Below are 20,924 nucleotides of genomic sequence, written 5' to 3' on the forward strand. Positions count from 1 at the left end.
CCCGCCGGCGCGCCCTCAGCCCCCGAAGCTGCGCCGGACGCATTCCTCGACGCCCGAGACGCAGCCCTTCTGGAAGGTCAGCACCAGCACGACGACGGCGTGGCGGAAGGGGGGCTGCAGCTCCTGCCACAGGCGGATGGTCAGGATGGCGGTGCCGTCGGCCTGCCACAGCAGGTCGAAATCATCGGCGGGATGGCCGACATGCCGCGGCAGCCGGGTGGCGTGGATGCCGATCAGCGCGGTCTCGGCGGCCTCGGTGATCGCGGCCTCGTCCATGTCAAGCCGCAGCTCCATCGCGCCGGGCAGGGGCTGGTGGCTCATTTGGGCAGCATCCGCAGCCCGCGCAGGCCGGTGACGGCGGTGCCGTCGTGGTCCAGGTCCGCCTGGATGCGCCGGTCGCCGCGCAGGAACCCCCTGCGCAGGCCGAATGTCACGGCAAGCACCGGATCGCCGGCGCGGATGCCGTCGCCCAGGTCGGTGCCCGGATCGGCGCCCGTTTCCGCCGGCCGCGCCAGGTCGATCACGCCGGGATCGCGCGCCCCTGCCTCGCGCAGCAGCCGGGCGACCTCGTCCAGGGGCTGGCCGGTCAGCAGCCGGGCCAGCTTGTCGCGGATCCGCTCCTCGCCATCCGTCGCATCAAGGGTCACATCGGCTCTCATGGCGGCCTCCTCGGCGGCAAGCGGCAGCAGCGGCAGGCCGATCAGCGCGGCCAGCAGGGCGCGGCGCCCGGTCACAGCTTGATCCCCGAGCCGGGCGCATCGCCCGCGGGCTTGCGCCGGGGCAGGCCCACGCGCTCGGCCAGCGACATGGCGAAGGAATTGCTGTTCGGCCCGGTCGCGACATAGCGGATGCGCATGGCGTCGATCGCCTGGCCCTCGGCCATCAGCGCGCCGGTCAGGTTCCGGTTCATGTCGCTGAGGACCACATAGCGGTTGCCGGGTGCATATTCGCCGCTGCGCGCGAAGCTGGCGGCATATGCGAATTGCAGGTGGCCCATGTCGGTCCGGTCCCCGGCATCGGCCTGGTGGTCGCGATCGACCGGCTTCGAGCTGTCGCTGGTCGCGGCGCCCACAAGCGGCCCGCTCACGCCCGGATCGCCGTTCTGGTTCGAGGGGAAGGCGCTGTAGGTGGGCATCGCCCCGTCGCCGCCGCGATTCCAGGCGATCAGGAACAGGTGGTGCCAGGAATAGAGGAAGGGCACGCCGCCCAGCTTGCGGATGCCCATCACATAGCGCCATTCGGGACAGGTCCGGCAGGTGCGCCCGCCCGACAGCTCGGGCGGCATCCCGGCATCGCCGCCGCCCGAGGAATTGCCGCTGCCGCTGCCCGACCCGCGCGACCCGGACGCGGCCGAGCCCGATCCCAGCGAGCCGCCCTGGGAGATGCGCGAGCGGGCCGAACTGGCGGCGCGGCGGGCGCTGCCGGTGATGGAGAATGCGTCCTCGGTCACGGTCCAAATCTCACTTCGCTGCGCAATTGATCGGGCGCGATGTCCTGCCTCAGGCCGAACATGCACAGCCCGTGTAAAATCTCGATATGGGGGGAAAGCTGGCCGCTGTCGTCGAAACAGGGGCCGACCGCATCCTCGCCAAGCCGCCCGGCCGCGTGATCGCCGAAGAATGCCAGCAGGCTGTAGCAGATCTCGACGCATTTCATCACGAAGCGGTAATCCATCGCGGCCAGGCCAAAACGCTCTTTCGCCAGCGCATAGACCGCGTCGGGATCGCAGCCCTTCCCGAACTCCTTTTCAAGCCTACGCGCATGGCGCAGGGAAACCATGGCGGTTCCCGCCTCGAAAAGCAAATCCAGATCCCCGGCGCGATCCTGCGGCGCCTGAAGGGTGCCGCGCAGGTCGGTGCGGGCGGTGATGATCCTGCCTTCGCTGGCCAGGGCGAAGCCGGTTAGCGGCGCCAGCGGCGCCAGCAGCCGCCGGCCTTCCAGGAACAGCATGAAATAGAGGAAGAATTCCGGCTCCCAGAAGCGGTTGAAATACCACTTGCCGTCCAGGTCCTGGATCTTGGTCAGCTTGCGCAGCGCGCGGCGCATCTCGTCCAGGGGCAGGGGGGCGCGCAGGAACAGCTGGCCCGCCGGGCCGGTCCCCTGCCGGAAGGCGCGGCGATGCAGGCTGGAGGGCGCCTCGTCCAGCGGCCCCGGCGGCGGCGTCAACTCGATCAGCCAGGGGGCGCTGTCGGCCTGGGCGCTGCCGGGGGCGGCGTCGAACAGGCAGGCGGCGGGCAGGTCGGCGGCGGCGATGTCCTCGGCCAGGCTGCCATGGCGCGAGGGCCAGGCATGGGGATCGATCACCGCATAGATGCGGTCCGCGCCCCGCGCGGCGAACAGCGCGCGCCAATAGGGCGGGGCGATCCAGTCCGGCACCCCGATCCCGTCCGCGTCCGGGGCGGATTCGGTGATGGCCAGCGCGGCATCGTCGGGCAGGCCGGTCCAGTGGATCGGCCCCTCGCGCAGCATGTCCATCATGCCCACGTCGCGAAACCCGCCCTCGCCCTCGCCATGCCCGGCGTCCAGCGGTTCGACCTGGATCGACAGCGGCACCCGGCCGTCGCGGCCGAGGCGGTGACGGATCAGTTGCTGGGCGTGATCGCCATGCGATGCCTCGACCGCCCATTCCGAGCGGCCCTCCCTGCCATCGGGGGCGACAAAGCTGACCTTGGCAAAAAAGATCGACATTTGAAACGGTTACTGTGCCTGTATCCTGTTAGGCGATGTGGCCCGTCAGGGGCCGGAGCGGTCATGCGGCGCTGGCTGGTTTCCCTTGCAAGATGATGTTGATGTGCTGCCGTGCCGGCCCCTAGCCGGCAAGCGTGGCGCTGCCGGTGCATTCGGCGATGATGCCGCCGCAGCTGGTCTTGGCGCCGAAATAGCTGACCGGGCGGCCGTCGCAGGTCGAGTTGGGATCGCCCTCGACGATGACCCCGCCGCAGGCGCATTTGTCGCCCATCCGGGCGATGGCGCGGCCATCGATCTTGCCGCTGCCGCCCTCGACGATGGCATTGGTGCCGTGACGCGGGCAGATATGCTTGTCGCCGACGCGCGCGATGACCCGCATCTCAGGCCTCGTCCTCGAATTTCGCGCATTCCTCGCAGAGCGGCAGGCCCTCGCGCGCGGCCATCTGCAGCGTCGGCACCTGCGCCCCGCCCGAGCCGCCCATGGTGACGTTGCCCTTCAGCCAGATGTTCGGCGCCTCCAGCGTGATGCCGCTGCCGTCGATGGTCAGCTTGCCGCCGGGACCCTTGATCTGCATCCGCTCGAAGGCCATCAGCGTGTGGCGGCGGGTGTTGTTGGTGATCGATTCGCCGACATCCAGGCTGAAGCGGCCGAAGACCTCGCCCTCGAAATTGCGGCCGGCCTCGTAGAGATGGTCGGCGAAGATCGACTGCTTGTGGATGTTGCCGACCCGGTGGATGTGGTCCTTGCCGTAGTTTTCCTGCTGGCTGTTGCCGACATCGTAGAACATGTCGTTGCCGATCGTCTCGCGGTGGTCGTGGCCGACGGTGATGGTCTTGTCGTTGCCGATCGATTCCGTCTGGTCGTTGCCCACCGTCTTGCTGCGGTCATGGCCGATGGAATGGCTTTCATCGTTCTCGATGATGGTGTTGTGGTCCTTCTGCGCGTGCATGAAGACCTCTTCCCGCCCGGCCTCGTCCTCGAAGCGGAACTCGTTATAGCCGCCGCCCTGGTGGGTGTCGGACTTGAAGGTCGAGACGGTCTTGTTCGCCGGCAGGTCGTAGGGCACCTGGTTGCGGCCGTTATAGACGCAGCCCGTCACCAGCGGCTTGTCGGGGTCGCCCTCCAGGAATTCGACCACCACTTCCATGCCGATGCGCGGGATGACCATGCCGCCCCAGCCGTTGCCGGCCCAGTTCTGGCTGACCCGGCAGCGCATGGAATGCGCGCCCTCCAGATCCCAGTGGAAGCGGACCAGGATGCGGCCGAATTCGTCGCAGTCGATCTCGCCCTCGCCGACGACCACGGCGGTCTGCGGACCCTGCACGACCGGCACCGGGGTGCGGCGCGGCGGTGCCATCGGCGCGGTGTCGGGGATCAGGGTGAAGCTGCCGGTGAAGGAATAGCCGTCGCTTTCCGCCCCGCCCGAGCCATAGGATTCGCTGACGAAATGATAGCTGCCCGACAGGCACAGGTAACGCTCGCCCGTGCCGGGGACCGGATCGCCGGACAGCTGCACCACCTTGCCCGCGCCAAGCGACAGCGTGTCGCCCACCGCCCGGTTGCGCCGGTCGGCGCCGCGTTCCTGCCGGGTGCGCAGCCCGGCCACGATCTTGCCCACGTCCTGCGCCAGATAGTCGCCGGGATAGTCGAAGCTCTCGATCTTGCCCTGCGCATGGGCGGCGTCGCCGACCCGGTCGGTCTCCATCGAGGCGGTGGGGGTCTTGAAATTGTAATCCGTCAGCCGGATCGCGCCGGTGGTCAGGTTGCGCTCGGGCGCCCATTCCCAGAAATGCTCGCCCTCGGGCTGGTGATGGCCATCATAGCTTTTGTAGGGCCGCGCGCCGATGCCGTCATGGGCCAGGACGTCGTCGGTCAGCACCAGCGTATGGCTGCCCGGCGCGTGGCGGAAATGGAAGCTGATGCCGAAACGCTCCATCTGCCGGCGGGCGAAATCCAGGTCGGATTCGCGATATTGCACGGTATATTCGAGGCTCGGGTAATCCTCGGACAGTTTCAGCTCCAGCGCCGGGTCGCCCAGCCCGGCATAGTCCGACAGCAGCTCCTGAAGGATCTGCACCACGGTCATGTTGTGGAAGATCCGCTGGTTGCGGCGGCGCGAGGCCAGCCAGAACCAGGGCCGCAGCGTCAGGTCGTAGCGGTGGCCGTTCTCGCCCACGCCGGCCCAACGGGTCTGGGTGACGATGCCGTCGAAATGGCGCGTGCCCTCGCGGCCCTCGATCTCGACCGTGGCATGGGTGCCGATCAGCGAATCGAAATCCAGGTCGGCGCGGCTGGCCAGGGCCTCGACGCGGTATTCGAACAGGTCGTTCAGATGGTCGCTGCCATCGAAGCGCAGCAGGACCAGAACGTCCGCGCCCAGATCGGTGGTCAGGCGGCCGAGCCGTTCGCTCTGCTTGAAAAGGGCGGGCATCAATACCTCTCCAAGTTCAATAACCCTCTTAAATGCGGCCAGAATGCCATTTTGTGCAGGCATGGCCAAGCGCAAAACGGAGTTTTTTCCCGTCTGCGCGCGCGGCCGGTCGCTTTGTCGCGCCGGATGCGCCATTCGCGCATGTTTTCCGGCCATGGGGCAAGGATTTCTTTCGTCCCGGCGGATTTTTCGGGACGGCCGCGCTTATGTTCAACGATGTTGACGATTGTTGAACATGGCTGTATTCAACAAAGGCAAGGATTGTTGAACATGCCCGACCGCCACAGCGCCCTGGCCCATGCCGCCTATCACGACCTGCTGCGCGCCCTGCGCGACGAGGCCGCCTCGGATCTGCGCGGCACGCCCACGCGGGTCGAGCGCGGCGGCCGCGTCTACTGGTATGACAGCTATCGCGTCGGCGCCGAGGTCAGGAAGCACTATATCGGCGAGGACAGCCCGGAACTGGCCGCGCGAATCGCCCGCCATCGCGACGCGCGCGCCCCCGCCCAGCAGCGGCGCCGCGAAAGGGCGCGGCTGGTCCGGCTACTGAGGGCCGAGGGGTTCCTGGGGCTGGACCCGACCACCGGCAGCCTGATGGCCGCGCTGGCCGGGGCAGGGGTCTTCCGCCTGGGCGGCACGATCGTCGGCACCCATGCCTTCCGGCTGTACGAGGGCGAGCTGAACCTGCGGCTGGGGCTGGACCAGAGCGCGCAGACCGACGATCTGGACATCGCCAGTTTCGAGCGCCTGTCGCTGGCGCTGGAGGATGCCGCCGCGCCGCCCGTCCAGCAGGTGCTGGGCGATTTCGCCTTTACCCCCGCCCCCAGCCTGGAGCCGGGCAGAACCTGGCGCTGGCGGCAGACCAGCGGCAATGCCTTGGTGGAATTCCTGACCCCGGCCTTCGGCGAGGAGGGCTTGCGCGACCTGCCCGCCCTGGGGGTCCAGGCGCAGGCGCTGCATCACCTGAACTACCTGATCGCCGGGCCGATCCCGGCCGCGATCCCCTATCGCAGCGGGGTCCTGGTTCAGGTCCCGCGGCCCGAGCGCTACGCGATCCACAAGCTGATCGTGGCCGACCGGCGGCGGGGCGAGGACCGGGCCAAGGCTGCCAAGGACCGCGCGCAGGCCGCCTTCCTGATCGAGGCGCTGGCCGAGGACCGCCCCGACGACCTGGCCGAGGCGCTGGAGGATGCCCGCGCCCGCGGCCCGAGATGGCGCGAGCGCATCGCGGCAAGCCTGGCGCGGATGCCGCAAAGCGCGGCGCTGCTGGAGGCGCTCTAGCGGCGCCCTACAGCAGGAAGTCGGTCTCGGCCAGTTGCGACAGGCCGGCCAACTCGATGGCGAAATCGGCGCGGCCGTCGCCGTCCACGTCGCCGCGCAGGATCAGGTTCTCGCCCGCCCGCGCATACCAGACCGAATGCGCCGCCGCGGCGGTCCCCGAGAAGGCCAGGCTCTGGTTGCCCGCCAGGCCGGTATCGGCGTCGATCTGGCGCAGGTCCAGCCGGTCGAGGCCGCGCTGGAAATCCATGATCCGGTCGCGCCCGGCGCCCACCGGGCTGTCGGAGGGGGCGCGGAACACGAAGATATCCGCCCCGGCGCCGCCGTAAAGCACATCGCTGCCCGCGCCGCCGATCAGCCGGTCCTGGCCCGCGCCTCCGCGCAGCGTGTCGTTGCCGGCGCCGCCGTCCAGCAGGTCGTTGCCCGCGCCGCCCTGCAGCAGGTCATTGCCGGCCTGCCCGAACAGCCGGTCATTGCCATTGCCGCCCAGCAGGCGGTCGGCACCCTGGCCGCCATGCAGGCTGTCGTTGCCGTTCCCGCCCAGCAGCGTGTCGCGGCCGGCCGCACCGCGCAGGATGTCGTTGCCTGCCCCGCCTTCCAGCCGGTCATGCCCGGCGCCGCCGTTCAGCGTGTCGTTCCCCGCGCCGCCGCGCAACAGGTCGTCGCCCGCGCCGCCCTGCAGCTGGTCGCGCCCCGCTCCGCCCAGAAGCGTGTCGTTGCCCGCCCCGCCCAGCAGGGTGTCGTTGCCCAGGCCCCCCGTCAGGCGGTCGTCGCCCCGATGGCCCGCCAGCCAGTCGTCGCCCGCGCGCCCGTTGATGATGTCGGCGGTCTGCGTGCCGGCGATGCGGTCGTCCTGGGCGGTGCCGTTGCGGGCCGGCAGCACCAGGTCGAAGACATTGCCGATGATATCCTCGTCCATGCTGGTCTCGGCCTCGCGGATCGAGGCGATCCTGCCGTTCTGCAGCAGCACCAGGTTGCCGCCGCCCATGTCCTCCAGCGCCAGCTCGCTCAGCTGGAAGCGGCTGGTGATCGCGCGCCCGCCGGCATCGAAGACGCGGCCCATCAGCGCGAAGTCGTCATCGCCGCGCTGGCTGTAATAGCTGGCCAGCAGCCGCCCGCCGCCCAGGTCGATCACGTCATGGGGGATCTGCTCGCCCACCCGGTCGCCCTGGTTGACCAGCACCGCCGGGCCGCGCGGATTGCCGCTGCGGTCCAGCAGGCGCAGGAAGACGTCGGTTTCCTCCAGGTCGTCGGGATCCATGCGGCGGCTCCAGATCACCGCGAAGCCGCCCGAGGCCAGCGCCGTGATCTCGGGATGCTGCTGGTGCAGCCCCCGGCCGCTGGGATCCTGCCCGACAATCCGCGCCGGGCCGCGCGCGCCGCCGTCATTGTCGAAGGCGCGGAAATAGATCCGCCGCCCGTCCGGCCCGTCCAGCAGGTCCTCGTAGCCGTACCAGGTGACGCCATAGCCGCCGCCGGGCAGCACGGCGATCCTGGCGCCGGGCTGGCTGTAGAACCCCAGCGAGGTGGTGATCTGGTCGATGTCGCTGACCAGCACCGTGGGCGTGCCGATGGCGGTGCCGTCGGGCCGGGTGCGATAGGCGACCAGGTCATAGGTCGCGCCGGTCAGCTTGTGGGCGGCGACGGTCAGGATCCCGCCGCCGGGCAGCTGCTGCACGTCCTGGACGAACACGTCGTTGTTGCGCTGCGGGCTCAGCTGGATCTCGCCCGTGCGGGGCGTGCCGTCGGCGTTGAAGATACGGATATAGGTGTCGTAATAGCCGTCGTCGATGCCGCTGCGCTGCGAGGGCCCCTCGCTTTCCCAGGCGATGGCATAGCCGCCGTCGCGCAGGGCGGTGATCTGCGGCGCGCGCTGGATGCCGTCGGTTTCCTGCGGGATGCGGGTGTCGATCCGATAGCCCACCCGCATGTCGTCGCGGAACATCGAGCTGTAGACCCCATAGCTGCCCGCGACGCCGGGATCGAGGCGCAGGTCCTCCCACACGCCGACCAGGCGGCCGTTGTTCAGCTGCACCATCTGCGGCGAGGTCTGGCTGGATACGCGCGTCTGGTTCAGGATATAGTCGGTGGTCGGCATCGAGTGGTCTCCTGCGGGCGCGTGGGGCGGGATCGGGTGTCGCGCGGTCTGCGGATATCTTTCGCCCAGGCCGTGATGTGGCGCAACGGTGGGGATGCGGAAGTCGGTCCCGCCGCGGCGATCCGGGAAGAAATCCGCCGATCGCTCGGGGCCGGGAACGCATCGGGGTTGAGCGGGTCGGGCAGCAGGATTCGCAAAGCGGGTATGGGACGCAAGGATGGATGACGAGGACGATCAGTTCGGGGCCGGTTTCGACGCGCTGCCGCCCTTGCCCAGGGCGCCGCGCGGACGGCTGATCGAATCGCGCGACTGGCTGCGGGCCGAGGCGCGATCGGCGCGCGCGCTGGCCCAGGCGGCGATGGCTGTCGGGCGGCTGGACCAGATGCTGGCGGCGATGGACCGGGGCCACCGCGCCGGCGCGACGCGGCGGCTGGCGCTGATCGAGATCGAGGCGATGCTGTGGGCGCAGGCCATCCCCATGCGCCGCGAGGAGATCGGCCGCGACCTGATGGAGGCCCGCGCCGATACCGACCTGGAGGCGATGCGCCTGGCGCGATGGGCCCTGCGGCGGCTGGAGGGGCAGGGCGATCTGGCCGACCTGCGCGGCTTCCTGGGCCTGCGCCGGGTCGATGTCGCGGGCCTGGACGATCCGATCGCGCCGCGCCCGGCGGGCCAGGATTTCGACGCCGCCGCCGCCGCCTTCTTCGAGGTCCTGGCCGAGCTGGCGCCGCTGCACCCGATCAGCCGCGCCCCGGTGGCGCGGATCGCCTGGCGGCTGGCCGAGGTCTCGCCGCCCGAGGACCTGATCGAGGCGGCCTGCTGGAACGCCCGCGCCATGGCCGAGGGATGCGATGCGCTGGCCTTCCTGCCGCTTGGCCGGCACGGCCGCGCGGTCTGGAACGACGGCGGCGAACCCGAGGGGCGGCTGCAGCGCCACCTGGCCGCGGCGGCGGCGGGCGCGGACGAGGCGCGCCAGGCCCTGCGCCGGGTCGCCGACTGGGCCGCCGAGGCGCGCCGCCGCACCGCCCGCATCAAGGGCGACAACCCCGGCCGCATCATCGCGGCGCTGAGTGCCAATCCGCTGATGACCACGGCGATGGTCGAGGCGGCCACCGGCACCAGCCGCGACACGGCCGAGCGGCTTCTGGCCCGGATGCAGGCCGGCGGGTTGGTCCGCGAAGTGACCGGCAGCCGCCGCTTCCGCCTGTGGAGCGCCGCCGCCTGACGGCCTCCGCGCCGCTCAGTCCGTCTGCGACAGTCCCGCGATGGGATTGCCCGAGCTGCGGATCAGGTGGTTGCGCAGCCTTGCGGCCAGGGGCGACAGCGGCCGGCGCTTGACATGCAGCAGGTAATAGGTCGAGACGCGCAGGTCGTAGGGCAGCCGCAGCGCCGCGAAATTGGCCGCGACCGGAGGCCGGATCAGCAGCTGGGCGACCTCTTCCGAGACCGGAGAGATCGCGTCGCTCTGCGCCAGATAGGCGATGGTCAGCAGCAGCGAGGGGCTGTTGACGATGTTCGCGGGCTCGGGCAGGCCGACATCGGCGAAGGCGGCCAGCGTCGCCTCGCGGATCGGCGCGCCGCGCTGCTGCATGATCCATTCGTAATCCGACAGCTCGGTCAGGGTCAGCGCCGAGGCGCGGGCCAGCGGATGCGCGGCGCGGCAGATGAAGGCGACCTTTTCGTCGCGCATCGGCAGGATGCTGAAATCGTTGCTGTCGAATTCCGGCAGGATCCGGCACAGCACGAAATCCATCTCGCCGCTGGAAAGCTGCTGCAGCAATTCGCGGGACGGCATCACGTCGACGGTGATCTCGGCCCCCGGCGAATCGCGCTTCACCTCGCGGATGGCCGAGACCAGGTAGCTGACCGCCGGGCCGGTCACCGCGCCCACATGCAGGCTGCCCGCATCGCCCTGGCGCAGCGCCCGGACATCGGTCTCGATGCTGCCCAGCTCGCGCAGGATGACGCGGGCGCGGCGCAGCACGGTCCGGCCGATCTCGGTGGGGGCCATGCCCTTGGGCTGGCGGTCGAACAGCGGCGCGCCGATCTGGCGCTCGGTCTCGGCCAGCATCCGCGAGGCGGCGGGCTGGGTCATGGCCAGCGCGTCGGCGGCCAGCTGCAGCTGGCCATGCGCGGCGATCTCGTCCAGCAGGCGCAGCTGCGTGGGTTTCAGGGCAAGGCGGCGCTGTGACATATCATTACCGGTATGCAGATTGGCGTTAAACTCATTTTACCGGCATGTGGCTTGGGGCGTAAGAACAAAAGCGCAAACAGAGGGCCGCGGCCGGAAGGGGCGGCGGCAGGGGGAAACCGATGAAACTCAGAACCGCCGCGATCGCGCTTGCGATCGGTGTGTCGTCCATGGCCTTTGCCGCGGCTGCCGAAACCGTGGGGATCTCGATGCCGACGAAATCCTCGGCCCGCTGGATCTCGGACGGGAATTCCATGGTCGAGCAGTTCCGCGCCGCCGGCTACGACACCGACCTGCAATATGCCGAGGACGACATCCCGAACCAGTTGGCGCAGGTCGAGAACATGATCACCAAGGGCGTCGACGTGCTGGTGATTGCCGCCATCGACGGCACCACGCTGTCGAACGCGCTGGCCAATGCCAAGGCCGCCGACATCAAGGTCATCGCCTATGACCGGCTGATCCGCGACACGCCCGACATCGACTATTACGCGACCTTCGACAATTTCAAGGTCGGGGTCGAGCAGGCCAATTCGCTGGTCGGCGGGCTGAAGGAACGCTTCCCGGACGAACAGCCCTGGAACGTCGAGCTGTTCGGCGGCAGCCCCGACGACAACAACGCCTATTTCTTCTATGACGGCGCGATGAGCGTCCTGCAGCCGATGATCGACGCGGGCGAGATCCAGATCGTCTCGGGCCAGACGGGCATGGACCGGGTCGGCACGCTGCGCTGGGACGGCGCGGTCGCGCAGGCGCGGATGGATAACCTGCTGTCGGCCAATTACACCGACAAGGCGGTCCATGGCGTGCTGTCGCCCTATGACGGGCTGTCGATCGGGATCCTGTCATCCTTGAAGGGGGTGGGCTACGGCTCGGGCGACATGCCGATGCCGATCGTGACCGGGCAGGATGCCGAACTGCCCTCGGTCAAGTCGATCCTGGCGGGCGAGCAGTATTCGACGGTTTTCAAGGACACCCGAGAGCTGGCGCGCGTCACCGTGGGCATGGTCGATGCGATGCTGAAGGGCGGCGAGCCCGAAATCAACGACACCGAGACCTATGACAACGGCGTCACCGTCGTGCCTTCCTACCTGCTGGAGCCGGTGGGCGTTGACGGCTCGAACTGGGAAGAGGTGCTGGTCGCCTCGGGCTATTACGGCAAGGACCAGGTGGAATAGCCCGCCTGCGGGGCCGCGCGCGCCGCGGCCCGTCCCGCCCGTTTTCCGCATCCATCCACCAAGGCCAGCCCCATGTCAGCGCTTCTGGAAATGCGCAGCATCACCAAGACCTTTCCCGGCGTGAAGGCGCTGGACAATGTCAGCATCTCGGTCCGCGAGGGCGAGATCCACGCCATCTGCGGCGAGAACGGCGCGGGCAAGTCGACGCTGATGAAGGTGCTGTCGGGCGTCTATCCGGCGGGCAGCTATGACGGGCAGATCACCTATGACGGCCGGCCCGCCGAGTTCCGCACCATCCGCGACAGCGAGGAACGCGGCATCATCATCATCCACCAGGAACTGGCGCTGGTGCCGCTTCTGACCATCGCCGAGAACATCTTCCTGGGCAATGAATGCGCCACCCGCGGCGTCATCGACTGGCCCGAGACCTTCCGCCAGACCGAGGCATTGCTGGCCAAGGTCGGGCTGCGCGAGACGCCGGGCGCGCGGGTGGGCAGCCTTGGCGTCGGCAAGCAGCAGCTGGTCGAGATCGCCAAGGCGCTGTCGAAGAACGTCCGCCTGCTGATCCTGGACGAGCCGACCGCCGCGCTGTCCGAAGGCGACAGCCAGGCGCTGCTGGACCTGCTGCTGGAGCTGAAGGCGCAGGGCGTCACCTCGATCATCATCAGCCACAAGCTGAACGAGGTGCGCCGCGTCGCCGACAGCGTGACGGTGATCCGCGACGGCGCGACCATCTCGACCATCGACGCGCGCGCCGAGCCGCTGACCGAGGACCGCATCGTGCGCGACATGGTCGGCCGCAGCATGGAGAACCGCTTTCCCGACCGCCAGCGCCGCGCGGGCGAGGTGGTGTTCGAGCTGAAGGACTGGAACGTCTGGCATCCCGAACAGGCGGACCGGCAGATGATCCGCGACCTGTCGATGACGGTCCGCGCCGGCGAGGTGGTCGGCATCGCCGGCCTGATGGGGGCGGGGCGGACCGAACTGGCGATGAGCATCTTCGGCCGCAGCTGGGGCCGCAACATCTCGGGCCAGGTGCTGATGCGGGGCCGGGTGGTCGATGTCTCGACCGTCGACCGGGCGATCCGGGCCGGGCTGGCCTATGTCACCGAGGACCGCAAGACCCTTGGCCTGATCCTGGAGGAAACCATCCGCCGCAACACGGTCCTGGCCAATCTGGACGCCGTGGCCACCCGCGGCGTGGTCGAGGAGGGCCGCGAGACCGAGGTGGCCGAGAAATACCGCCGCGCGCTGAGGATCCGCACGCCCTCGGTCTTCCAGAAGGTGATGAACCTGTCGGGCGGCAACCAGCAGAAGGTGGTGCTGGCGAAATGGCTGTTCACCGACCCCGACCTGTTGATCCTGGACGAACCGACGCGCGGCATCGATGTCGGCGCGAAATATGAAATCTACAGTATCATCAACGAGTTGAGCGCGGCCGGCAAGGCCGTCGTCATGATCTCGTCCGAGATGCCCGAGCTTCTGGGCATGTGCGACCGGATCCACGTCATGAACCAGGGCGGCTTCGTGGGCGAACTGGCGGCCGAGGAGGCCAGCCAGGAAGCCATCATGTCGCTGATCGTCAGGGAATAAGGGGGCGCCATGCAGGCAACCAGCACCGCGACCGCGCCGGGGATCGGCGCCTATCTGACCCGGCATATCCGCGAATACGGGCTTCTGTTCGCGCTGATCGCCATCATGGCCTTCTTCCAGGTCGTGACCGGCGGCACGCTGCTGAGGCCGGTCAACATCACCAACCTGTTCTTGCAGAACAGCTATATCATCATCATGGCGCTTGGCATGCTGCTGGTCATCGTCGGCGGCAATATCGACCTGTCGGTCGGCTCGGTCATGGGCTTCATCGGAGCCTTAGCGGCGGTGATGATCGTGAACTGGCAATTGCCGGTGGGCGTGGCGATCCTGCTGTGCCTCATGACCGGCATGGCCATCGGCGCGGTGCAGGGCTATTTCGTGGCCTATTGGCGCATCCCCTCGTTCATCGTGACGCTGGCCGGGATGCTGGTCTTTCGCGGGCTGTCGCTGTGGCTTCTGGCCGGGCAGTCCATCGGCCCCTTCCCGCGCAGCTTCCAGGCGCTGTCCACCGGCTTCATCCCCGACCTGTTCGCCCTCGATCGCCCGAACGGGCTGGCGCTGGCGGTGGGCGTGGCGGCGGTGCTGCTGATCCTGTGGCTGGGCCTGCGCGCCCGTGCCCGCAACGCCCGCTACGGGATCGAGGACGAGCCCTGGGGCCTGTTTCTGCTGCGCAACGCCATCGTCGCCGCCGCGCTGCTGTTCGTGACCTGGAAACTGGCCTGGTTCCGCGGCCTGCCCAACGTGCTTCTGTCCATGGTCGTGCTGACGGTGATCTATGTCTTCATCACCGAACGCACCACGCTTGGCCGGCGCATCTATGCCGTCGGCGGCAATGCCAAGGCCGCGAAACTGTCGGGCATCCGCACCGAGCGGCTGACCTTCCTGACCTTCGTCAACATGGGGCTGCTGGCGGCGCTGGCCGGGCTGGTCTTCGCGGCGCGGCTGAACACCGCCACCCCCAAGGCCGGCTTCGCGGTCGAGCTGGACGTGATCGCCGCCGTCTTCATCGGCGGGGCCTCGATGGCCGGCGGCTCGGGGCGGATCGTCGGCGCGGTGGTCGGCGCCTTCATCATGGGGGTGATGAACAACGGCATGTCGATCCTGGGCATCGGCATCGACTACCAGCAGGTCATCAAGGGGCTGGTGCTGCTCGCCGCCGTCGTCTTCGACGTCTACAACAAGAACAAAGAGGTCTGACCATGTTTCTGTCGCAACTTCGCCTTCCGGGCGGCCGCCGCGCCGTCGCCCTGCGGCAAGACCAGTCGGCCCATCTGGTGCCCGGCGCCACCGGCACGCGCGACCTGGCGCTGGACGCCATCGCGGCGGGCCGCAGCCTGCGGGCCGAGATCGCCCTGCGCGGCCAGGGCGAGCCGGTGGACCTGGCCGCCGCGCTGGCCGAGGGGCGGATGCTGCTGCCCGTCGATCATCCCGATCCCGCGCATCTGCACCTGACGGGAACCGGGCTGACGCATCTGGGATCGGCTTCCACCCGCGACTCGATGCACCAGAAGGCCGATCCCGACCAGCTGACCGACAGCATGAAGATGTTCCGCATGGGGCTGGAGGGCGGCAGGCCGAAGCCCGGCGCGATCGGCGTGCAGCCCGAATGGTTCTGGAAGGGCAACGGCCACAACGCCGCCGCCCCCGGCGCCAGCCTGTGTTCGCCCGCCTTCGCGCTGGACGCCGGAGAAGAGCCCGAGGTCGCGGGGATTTACGTGATCTGCCCCGAGGGCCGCCCGTTCCGGCTGGGCTTCGCCCTGGCCAACGAATTCTCGGACCATGTGACCGAGCGCGGGAACTATCTGTGGCTGGCCCATTCCAAGCTGCGCCCGGCCAGTTTCGGCCCCGAGCTGCTGCTGGGCGATCTGCCCGACCATGTCGAGGGCGAAAGCCGCATCCTGCGCGACGGCCGGGTGATCTGGCAGAAGCCCTTCCTGTCGGGGGAATCGAACATGTCCCACAGCCTGGCCAACCTGGAGCATCACCATTTCAAATACGGGCTGTTCTGCCAGCCGGGCGACGTGCATGTGCATTTCTTCGGCACCGCCACGCTGTCCTTCGCCGATGGCGTCAAGGCCCGGCAGGGCGATGTCTTCGAGATCCGCTGCCCGGCCTTCGGGCTTCCCCTGCGCAACCCGCTGGACCAGCAGCCGCCGCAGGGCGAGGCGCCGGTCGCGGTCGCCAGCCTCTGAGGTCGCCATGTCCTTCACCCCCGCCCCCTGGCCGCGCCGGCTGCGTTCGCAGGAATGGTATGGCGGCAATTCGCGCGACACGATCTATCACCGCGGCTGGATGAAGAACCAGGGCTGGCCGCATGACCTGTTTGACGGCCGCCCGGTCATCGGCATCCTGAACACCTGGTCCGACCTGACGCCCTGCAACGGCCATCTGCGCGAACTGGCCGAAAAGGTGAAGGCCGGCATCTGGGAGGCCGGTGGCTTTCCGGTCGAGGTCCCGGTCTTTTCCGCCTCGGAAAACACCTTCCGCCCCTCGGCGATGATGTTTCGCAACCTTGCCGCCCTGGCCATCGAGGAACAGATGCGCGGCCAGCCCATCGACGGCGCGGTGCTGCTGGTCGGCTGCGACAAGACCACGCCCAGCCTGCTGATGGCGGCGGCCTCGACCGACCTGCCGTCGATCGTCGTGACCGGCGGGCCGATGCTGAACGGCTATTTCCGGGGCGAGCGGGTGGGATCGGGCACCCATCTGTGGAAATTCTCGGAAGCGGTGAAGGCCGGAGAGATGACCCAGGCCGAATTCCTGGAGGCCGAGGCCAGCATGTCGCGGTCCTCGGGGACCTGCAACACGATGGGCACGGCCTCGACCATGGCCTCGATGGCCGAGGCGCTGGGGATGGCGCTGTCGGGCAATGCCGCGATCCCGGCCGTGGATTCGCGCCGCCGGGTGATGGCGCAGCTGTCGGGACGGCGGATCGTGCAGATGGTCCGGGACGACCTGAAGCCCTCGGACATCCTGACCCGCGCCGCCTTCGAGAACGCGATCCGCACCAATGGCGCCATCGGCGGTTCGACCAATGCGGTGATCCACCTGCTGGCGCTGGCCGGCCGCGTGGGCGTCGACGTGACGCTGGACGACTGGGACCGGCTGGGCCGCGACGTGGCGACCATCGTGAACCTGATGCCCTCGGGCGAATACCTGATGGAGGAGTTCTTCTATGCCGGCGGCCTGCCTGTCGTGCTGAAGCGGCTGGGCGAGGCGGGGCAGCTGCACAAGGACGCGCTGACCGTCAGCGGCCGCAGCATCTGGGAGGAGGTCCGCGAGGTGGTGAACCACAACGAGGAGGTGATCCTGCCGCTGGACCGGGCGCTGACCCGGCAGGGCGGCATCGCCGTCCTGCGCGGCAACCTGGCCCCGCGGGGGGCGGTCCTGAAGCCCTCGGCCGCCAGCCCGCATCTGCTGACCCATCGCGGCCGCGCCGTGGTCTTCGAGGATATCGACGACTACAAGGCGCGGATCGAGGACGAGGCGCTGGACATCGACGAGACCTGCGTCATGGTGCTGAAGAATTGCGGCCCCAGGGGCTATCCGGGCATGGCCGAGGTCGGCAACATGGGCCTGCCGCCCAAGGTGCTGCGCAAGGGCATCACCGACATGGTGCGGATCTCGGACGCGCGCATGTCGGGGACGGCCTATGGCACGGTGGTCCTGCATACCGCCCCCGAGGCGGCGGCCGGCGGCCCGCTGGCGGTGGTCCGCGACGGCGACATGATCCAGCTGGACGTGCCGAACCGGCGCCTGCACCTGGAGATCGGCGACGATGAGCTGGCCGCGCGGCTGGCGGCCTGGCAGCCCCGGCATGAGAGGCCCGACAGCGGCTATGCCTGGCTGCACCAGGCCCATGTCGAGGGGGCCGATACCGGCGCGGACCTGGATTTCCTGAAGGGCTGCCGGGGCAATCCGGTCGGAAGGGACAGTCACTGATGGGGGCACGGATGGGGGCCGGGATGAAGATCGCGCTGGTGGGCATCGGGAAGATCGCGCTGGACCAGCATGTCCCGGCGCTGGCCGCCAGCCCGGACTGGAAGCTGGCGGCGACCGTCTCGCGCAATGGCTCGGTTCCGGGGGTCGAGTCCTTCGCGAATCTCGCCGATATGCTGGCGGCGCGTCCCGACATCGCCGCCGTCAGCCTGTGCCTGCCGCCGGTGCCGCGTTTCGAGGCCGCGCAGGCGGTCCTGCGCGCGGGCCGCCACCTGATGCTGGAAAAGCCCCCCGGCGCCACGCTGGCCGAGGTCCACCATCTGGCCGATCTGGCGCGGGCGCAGGGGGTGACGATCTTCGCCACATGGCATTCGCGCATGGCCCACGGGGTCGCGGCGGCGAAGGCCTGGCTGGCCGGCCGCAGCATCCGCGCCGGCCGGATCACCTGGCGCGAGGACGTGCGCAAATGGCATCCCGGCCAGGACTGGATCTTCGAGGCCGGCGGCATGGGCGTCTTCGATCCGGGCATCAACGCCCTGTCGATCCTGACCGAGATCCTGCCCGATCCCCTCCGCCTGACCGAAGCCGAGCTGGACTTTCCCGCCAACCGCCAGGCCCCGATCGCCGCGCGGCTGGGTTTCGCCGGCGGCATCAGCGCCGATTTCGACTTCCGCCAGCAGGGGCCGCAGACCTGGGACATGGAATTTTCGACCGATGGCGGCGATCTGGCGCTGCGCATGGGCGGCAACCGGCTGGAGATCGGTGGTGCGCATCGCGAAGGCTCGGACGACATCATGGGCGAATATCCGGCGCTCTATGCGCGGATGGCCGGGCTGGTGCGCGAGGGCCGATCCGATGTCGACCTGTCGCCGATGGTGCTGGTCGCCGATGCCTTCACGCTGGGGCGGCGGAATACCGTCGCCGATTTCGACTTCCAAAGGATGGGATAATGAGCTTCGAACCGCATGGCAGGCACCTGATCGCAGGGGAATGGGTCGGCAGCGCGCGGCGCTTTTCCAGCGCCCCCGCGCATGGCCCGGCGTATGAGTTCTCGATCGGCACGCCCGAGCTGGTGAACCGTGCCTGCGAAGCCGCCGAGGATGCCTTCTGGTCCTATGGCCATGCCAGCCGCGAGGATCGCGCGACGCTGCTGGACGCCATCGCCGACGAGATCGAGGCCCGCGCCGAGGCCATCACCCGGATCGGCACGCAGGAAACCGGCCTGCCCGAAGCCCGCCTGCAGGGCGAGCGCGCCCGCACCGTGGGCCAGCTGCGGCTGTTCGCGGATCACATCCGCAAGGGCGACTATCTGGACCGCCGCCATGATCCGGCGCTGCCCGAACGCCAGCCGCTGCCGCGCCCCGACCTGCGGCTGATCCAGCGCCCGGTCGGCCCGGTCGCGGTCTTCGGCGCCTCGAACTTCCCGCTGGCCTTCTCGACCGCCGGCGGCGACACGGCGGCCGCGCTGGCCGCAGGCTGCCCGGTCGTCGTCAAGGGCCATCCCGCCCATCCCGGCACCGGCGAGATCATCGCCGAGGCGATCCATGCCGCGATCCGTTCATTGCAGCTCCCTTCCGGAGTGTTTTCGCTGATCCAGGGCGACGGGCGGGATATTGGCACGGCGCTGGTTACGAATCCGTTGATCCGCGCGGTGGGCTTCACCGGCAGCCTGGCCGGGGGCCGGGCGCTGTTCGACCTCTGCGCGCAGCGCCCCGAGCCGATTCCCTTCTTCGGCGAGCTGGGCAGCATCAATCCGGGCTTCGTGCTGCCCCAGGCGCTGGCCAGGCGCGGGCAGGCCATCGCTAAGGGCTGGGCGGCCAGCCTGATCCTGGGGGCGGGGCAGTTCTGCACCAATCCCGGCCTGATGGTCCTGCCCGAGGGCGAGCTTGCCGATGCCTTCGCCCAGGCCGCCGCGCAGGCGCTGCGGGACGCGCCCGCGCAGGTGATGCTGAGCGACGGCATCGCGCGGGCCTATCGCGAGGGCGCGGGCCGGGTCGCGGGGCGGGCCGTGCCGGTGCTGTCGCGCGACAGCGCGGGGCGCGAGGCGCTGCCGAACATCTGCCGGACCACCGCCGCCGAATTCCTGCGCGATCCCGTCCTGTCGGACGAGGTCTTCGGCCCGCTGGGGCTGATCGTCACCGCCCCGGATGCCGGGCAGATGCTGGCGCTGGCCCGCGCGCTGCAAGGCCAGCTGACCGCCACCCTGCACATGGAGGACGAGGACCTGGAGCCTGCCCGCCCGCTGCTGCCGGTCCTGGAACGCAAGGCGGGCCGCGTGCTGGTCAACGGCTTTCCCACCGGGGTCGAGGTGGCCGATGCCATGGTCCATGGCGGCCCCTATCCCGCCAGCACCAATTTCGGCGCGACCAGCGTCGGCACCCTCTCGATCCGCCGCTTCCTGCGGCCGGTCTGCTACCAGAACGTCCCCGAGGCGCTGTTGCCCGAGGACCTGCGGGAGGCGACATCCCGCTAATGCCTGCCGGGACGGCCCGGCACAACACTCAGGGAGGAACACATGAAACTCGGAACTCTGCTCGGCAGCGCGGCCATGCTGGCCATGACCGGCACTGCGGCCCTGGCCGAGGGCGAAACCGTCGGCTTCTCGCAGATCGGCTCGGAATCGGGCTGGCGGGCGGCGGAAACGACGCTGACCCGCCTGCAGGCCGAGGAACGCGGCTATCGGCTGCAATTCTCGGACGCGCAGCAGCGCCAGGAAAACCAGATCGCCGCGATCCGGTCCTTCATCGCGCAGGGCGTGGACGCGATCCTTCTGGCCCCGGTGGTCGCCACCGGCTGGGATTCGGTCCTGCAGGAGGCGAAGGAGGCCGAGATCCCGGTCGTGCTGCTGGACCGCCAGGTGGACAGCTCGGAAGACCTTTACCTGACCGCCGTGGGCTCGAACCTGGTCCATGAGGGCGAGGTGGCGGGCGAATGGCTGGCCGCCGAGGTCGGCGAGCGCGACTGCCGCATCGTCGAATTGCAGGGCACCACCGGATCGTCCCCGGCCATCGACCGCAAGGCCGGCTTCGAGAACGCCATCGCCGCGCACGAGAACCTGACGATCGTGCGCAGCCAGACCGGCGATTTCACCCGCGCGCAGGGCAAGGAGGTGATGGAGAGCTTCCTGCAGGCCGAGAATGGCGGGCGCGACATCTGCGCGCTTTACGCCCATAATGACGACATGGCGGTGGGTGCCATCCAGGCGATCAAGGAGGCGGGGCTGAAACCCGGCGAGGACATCCTGATCGTCTCCATCGACGGGGTGCCGGACATCTTCCAGGCGATGGCCGCGGGCGAGGCGAATGCCACGGTCGAGCTGACCCCGAACATGGCCGGGCCCGCCTTCGACGCGCTGGAGGCCTTCTGGGCGGACGGGACGCTGTCCGAGAAGTTCATCCAGACGGAATCGAAGCTGTTCACCCAGGCCGACGACCCGGCGGGCGAATACGAGGCCCGCAAGGACCTGGGCTATTGACCGACCTGCCGGGCCGCCCGCCGCGCGGCCCGGCCCCATCTGCAAGAGGGGT

General features: G+C 69.3%; 18 protein-coding genes. 10 read left to right on the top strand and 8 right to left on the bottom strand.

Annotated elements, in window-relative coordinates:
* Positions 1 to 15: 15 nt before the first annotated feature.
* The 6 genes from C9E82_RS07015 to C9E82_RS07040 all read right to left on the bottom strand — a co-directional run bounded on the left by C9E82_RS07015 (position 16) and on the right by C9E82_RS07040 (position 5,120).
* Entirely contained in the window at positions 16 to 321 is a 306-nt protein-coding gene (locus C9E82_RS07015) for a hypothetical protein (protein WP_122449226.1), read from the bottom strand.
* Positions 318 to 734: a hypothetical protein gene (locus tag C9E82_RS07020; RefSeq protein WP_119899761.1), complete on the bottom strand. Its 417-nt coding sequence runs from the start codon at positions 732 to 734 to the stop codon at positions 318 to 320. The genes C9E82_RS07015 and C9E82_RS07020 overlap by 4 nt, the downstream gene beginning before the upstream one ends.
* Complete coding sequence (locus C9E82_RS07025) at positions 731 to 1,450, bottom strand: hypothetical protein (RefSeq protein WP_119899763.1); 720 nt, start codon at positions 1,448 to 1,450, stop codon at positions 731 to 733. Before C9E82_RS07025 ends, C9E82_RS07020 begins: the two co-directional genes overlap by 4 nt.
* Entirely contained in the window at positions 1,447 to 2,688 is a 1,242-nt protein-coding gene (locus C9E82_RS07030) for a DUF4123 domain-containing protein (protein WP_119899765.1), read from the bottom strand. Before C9E82_RS07030 ends, C9E82_RS07025 begins: the two co-directional genes overlap by 4 nt.
* A 121-nt stretch (positions 2,689 to 2,809) precedes the next feature.
* Positions 2,810 to 3,067 (bottom strand): PAAR domain-containing protein, encoded by a 258-nt coding sequence (locus tag C9E82_RS07035; protein WP_119899767.1) that lies wholly within the window; start codon positions 3,065 to 3,067, stop codon positions 2,810 to 2,812.
* A 1-nt stretch (position 3,068) separates the two neighbouring features.
* Positions 3,069 to 5,120, bottom strand: a complete 2,052-nt coding sequence (locus C9E82_RS07040; protein WP_119899769.1) for a type VI secretion system Vgr family protein — start codon at positions 5,118 to 5,120, stop codon at positions 3,069 to 3,071.
* A gap of 270 nt (positions 5,121 to 5,390) precedes the next feature.
* On the opposite strand from C9E82_RS07040, the gene C9E82_RS07045 reads away from it, so the two are divergent.
* Positions 5,391 to 6,401 (top strand): nucleotidyltransferase family protein, encoded by a 1,011-nt coding sequence (locus tag C9E82_RS07045; protein WP_119899771.1) that lies wholly within the window; start codon positions 5,391 to 5,393, stop codon positions 6,399 to 6,401.
* A gap of 7 nt (positions 6,402 to 6,408) precedes the next feature.
* Here the strand turns inward: C9E82_RS07045 and C9E82_RS24960 are convergent, their stop codons facing one another.
* Complete coding sequence (locus C9E82_RS24960; protein ID WP_119899773.1) at positions 6,409 to 8,496, bottom strand: calcium-binding protein; 2,088 nt, start codon at positions 8,494 to 8,496, stop codon at positions 6,409 to 6,411.
* Positions 8,497 to 8,713: 217 nt separating this feature from the next.
* Between C9E82_RS24960 and C9E82_RS07055 the strand changes: the two genes are divergently transcribed.
* Entirely contained in the window at positions 8,714 to 9,721 is a 1,008-nt protein-coding gene (locus C9E82_RS07055) for a MarR family transcriptional regulator (RefSeq protein WP_119899776.1), read from the top strand.
* A 15-nt stretch (positions 9,722 to 9,736) separates the two neighbouring features.
* Here C9E82_RS07055 and C9E82_RS07060 read toward each other — a convergent pair whose 3' ends face one another.
* Positions 9,737 to 10,690 (bottom strand): LysR family transcriptional regulator, encoded by a 954-nt coding sequence (locus tag C9E82_RS07060; protein WP_119899778.1) that lies wholly within the window; start codon positions 10,688 to 10,690, stop codon positions 9,737 to 9,739.
* A 119-nt stretch (positions 10,691 to 10,809) separates the two neighbouring features.
* On the opposite strand from C9E82_RS07060, the gene chvE reads away from it, so the two are divergent.
* The 8 genes from chvE (at position 10,810) to ytfQ (ending at position 20,872) form a co-directional block, all read left to right on the top strand.
* Positions 10,810 to 11,865: a multiple monosaccharide ABC transporter substrate-binding protein gene (gene chvE, locus C9E82_RS07065; RefSeq protein ID WP_119899780.1), complete on the top strand. Its 1,056-nt coding sequence runs from the start codon at positions 10,810 to 10,812 to the stop codon at positions 11,863 to 11,865.
* 72 nt (positions 11,866 to 11,937) lie between these two features.
* Positions 11,938 to 13,458, top strand: a complete 1,521-nt coding sequence (gene mmsA, locus C9E82_RS07070; protein WP_119899782.1) for a multiple monosaccharide ABC transporter ATP-binding protein — start codon at positions 11,938 to 11,940, stop codon at positions 13,456 to 13,458.
* 9 nt (positions 13,459 to 13,467) lie between these two features.
* Entirely contained in the window at positions 13,468 to 14,655 is a 1,188-nt protein-coding gene (mmsB, locus tag C9E82_RS07075) for a multiple monosaccharide ABC transporter permease (protein ID WP_119899785.1), read from the top strand.
* A 2-nt stretch (positions 14,656 to 14,657) separates the two neighbouring features.
* Positions 14,658 to 15,650, top strand: coding sequence for an AraD1 family protein (araD1, locus tag C9E82_RS07080; RefSeq protein WP_119899788.1), 993 nt, complete (start codon positions 14,658 to 14,660; stop codon positions 15,648 to 15,650).
* A 7-nt stretch (positions 15,651 to 15,657) separates the two neighbouring features.
* The gene (gene araD, locus C9E82_RS07085; protein ID WP_119899790.1) at positions 15,658 to 17,400 is read left to right on the top strand and encodes an L-arabinonate dehydratase; all 1,743 of its coding nucleotides are present in this window, start codon (positions 15,658 to 15,660) and stop codon (positions 17,398 to 17,400) included.
* Positions 17,401 to 17,423: 23 nt separating this feature from the next.
* Positions 17,424 to 18,347, top strand: a complete 924-nt coding sequence (locus tag C9E82_RS07090; protein ID WP_119899799.1) for a Gfo/Idh/MocA family protein — start codon at positions 17,424 to 17,426, stop codon at positions 18,345 to 18,347.
* Positions 18,347 to 19,870 (top strand): aldehyde dehydrogenase (NADP(+)), encoded by a 1,524-nt coding sequence (locus tag C9E82_RS07095; protein WP_119899792.1) that lies wholly within the window; start codon positions 18,347 to 18,349, stop codon positions 19,868 to 19,870. Before C9E82_RS07090 ends, C9E82_RS07095 begins: the two co-directional genes overlap by 1 nt.
* A gap of 42 nt (positions 19,871 to 19,912) precedes the next feature.
* The gene (gene ytfQ / locus C9E82_RS07100; protein ID WP_119899795.1) at positions 19,913 to 20,872 is read left to right on the top strand and encodes a galactofuranose ABC transporter, galactofuranose-binding protein YtfQ; all 960 of its coding nucleotides are present in this window, start codon (positions 19,913 to 19,915) and stop codon (positions 20,870 to 20,872) included.
* The last annotated feature ends 52 nt before the right edge of the window (positions 20,873 to 20,924 follow it).

The organism is Paracoccus sigandri (assembly GCF_003709565.1).
Taxonomy (GTDB): domain Bacteria; phylum Pseudomonadota; class Alphaproteobacteria; order Rhodobacterales; family Rhodobacteraceae; genus Paracoccus; species Paracoccus siganidrum.

Bases quoted from the DNA above. Each gene is read 5' to 3' on its own strand.
- C9E82_RS07090 (WP_119899799.1), top strand. From the start codon at position 17,424: ATGAAGATCGCGCTGGTGGGCATCGGGAAGATCGCGCTGGACCAGCAT.
- C9E82_RS07095 (WP_119899792.1), top strand. From the start codon at position 18,347: ATGAGCTTCGAACCGCATGGCAGGCACCTGATCGCAGGGGAATGGGTC.
- mmsA (WP_119899782.1), top strand. From the start codon at position 11,938: ATGTCAGCGCTTCTGGAAATGCGCAGCATCACCAAGACCTTTCCCGGC.
- C9E82_RS24960 (WP_119899773.1), bottom strand. From the start codon at position 8,496: ATGCCGACCACCGACTATATCCTGAACCAGACGCGCGTATCCAGCCAG.
- C9E82_RS07035 (WP_119899767.1), bottom strand. From the start codon at position 3,067: ATGCGGGTCATCGCGCGCGTCGGCGACAAGCATATCTGCCCGCGTCAC.
- mmsB (WP_119899785.1), top strand. From the start codon at position 13,468: ATGCAGGCAACCAGCACCGCGACCGCGCCGGGGATCGGCGCCTATCTG.
- C9E82_RS07055 (WP_119899776.1), top strand. From the start codon at position 8,714: ATGGATGACGAGGACGATCAGTTCGGGGCCGGTTTCGACGCGCTGCCG.
- C9E82_RS07060 (WP_119899778.1), bottom strand. From the start codon at position 10,690: ATGTCACAGCGCCGCCTTGCCCTGAAACCCACGCAGCTGCGCCTGCTG.
- chvE (WP_119899780.1), top strand. From the start codon at position 10,810: ATGAAACTCAGAACCGCCGCGATCGCGCTTGCGATCGGTGTGTCGTCC.
- C9E82_RS07045 (WP_119899771.1), top strand. From the start codon at position 5,391: ATGCCCGACCGCCACAGCGCCCTGGCCCATGCCGCCTATCACGACCTG.
- C9E82_RS07040 (WP_119899769.1), bottom strand. From the start codon at position 5,120: ATGCCCGCCCTTTTCAAGCAGAGCGAACGGCTCGGCCGCCTGACCACC.
- araD (WP_119899790.1), top strand. From the start codon at position 15,658: ATGTCCTTCACCCCCGCCCCCTGGCCGCGCCGGCTGCGTTCGCAGGAA.
- ytfQ (WP_119899795.1), top strand. From the start codon at position 19,913: ATGAAACTCGGAACTCTGCTCGGCAGCGCGGCCATGCTGGCCATGACC.
- araD1 (WP_119899788.1), top strand. From the start codon at position 14,658: ATGTTTCTGTCGCAACTTCGCCTTCCGGGCGGCCGCCGCGCCGTCGCC.
- C9E82_RS07015 (WP_122449226.1), bottom strand. From the start codon at position 321: ATGAGCCACCAGCCCCTGCCCGGCGCGATGGAGCTGCGGCTTGACATG.
- C9E82_RS07030 (WP_119899765.1), bottom strand. From the start codon at position 2,688: ATGTCGATCTTTTTTGCCAAGGTCAGCTTTGTCGCCCCCGATGGCAGG.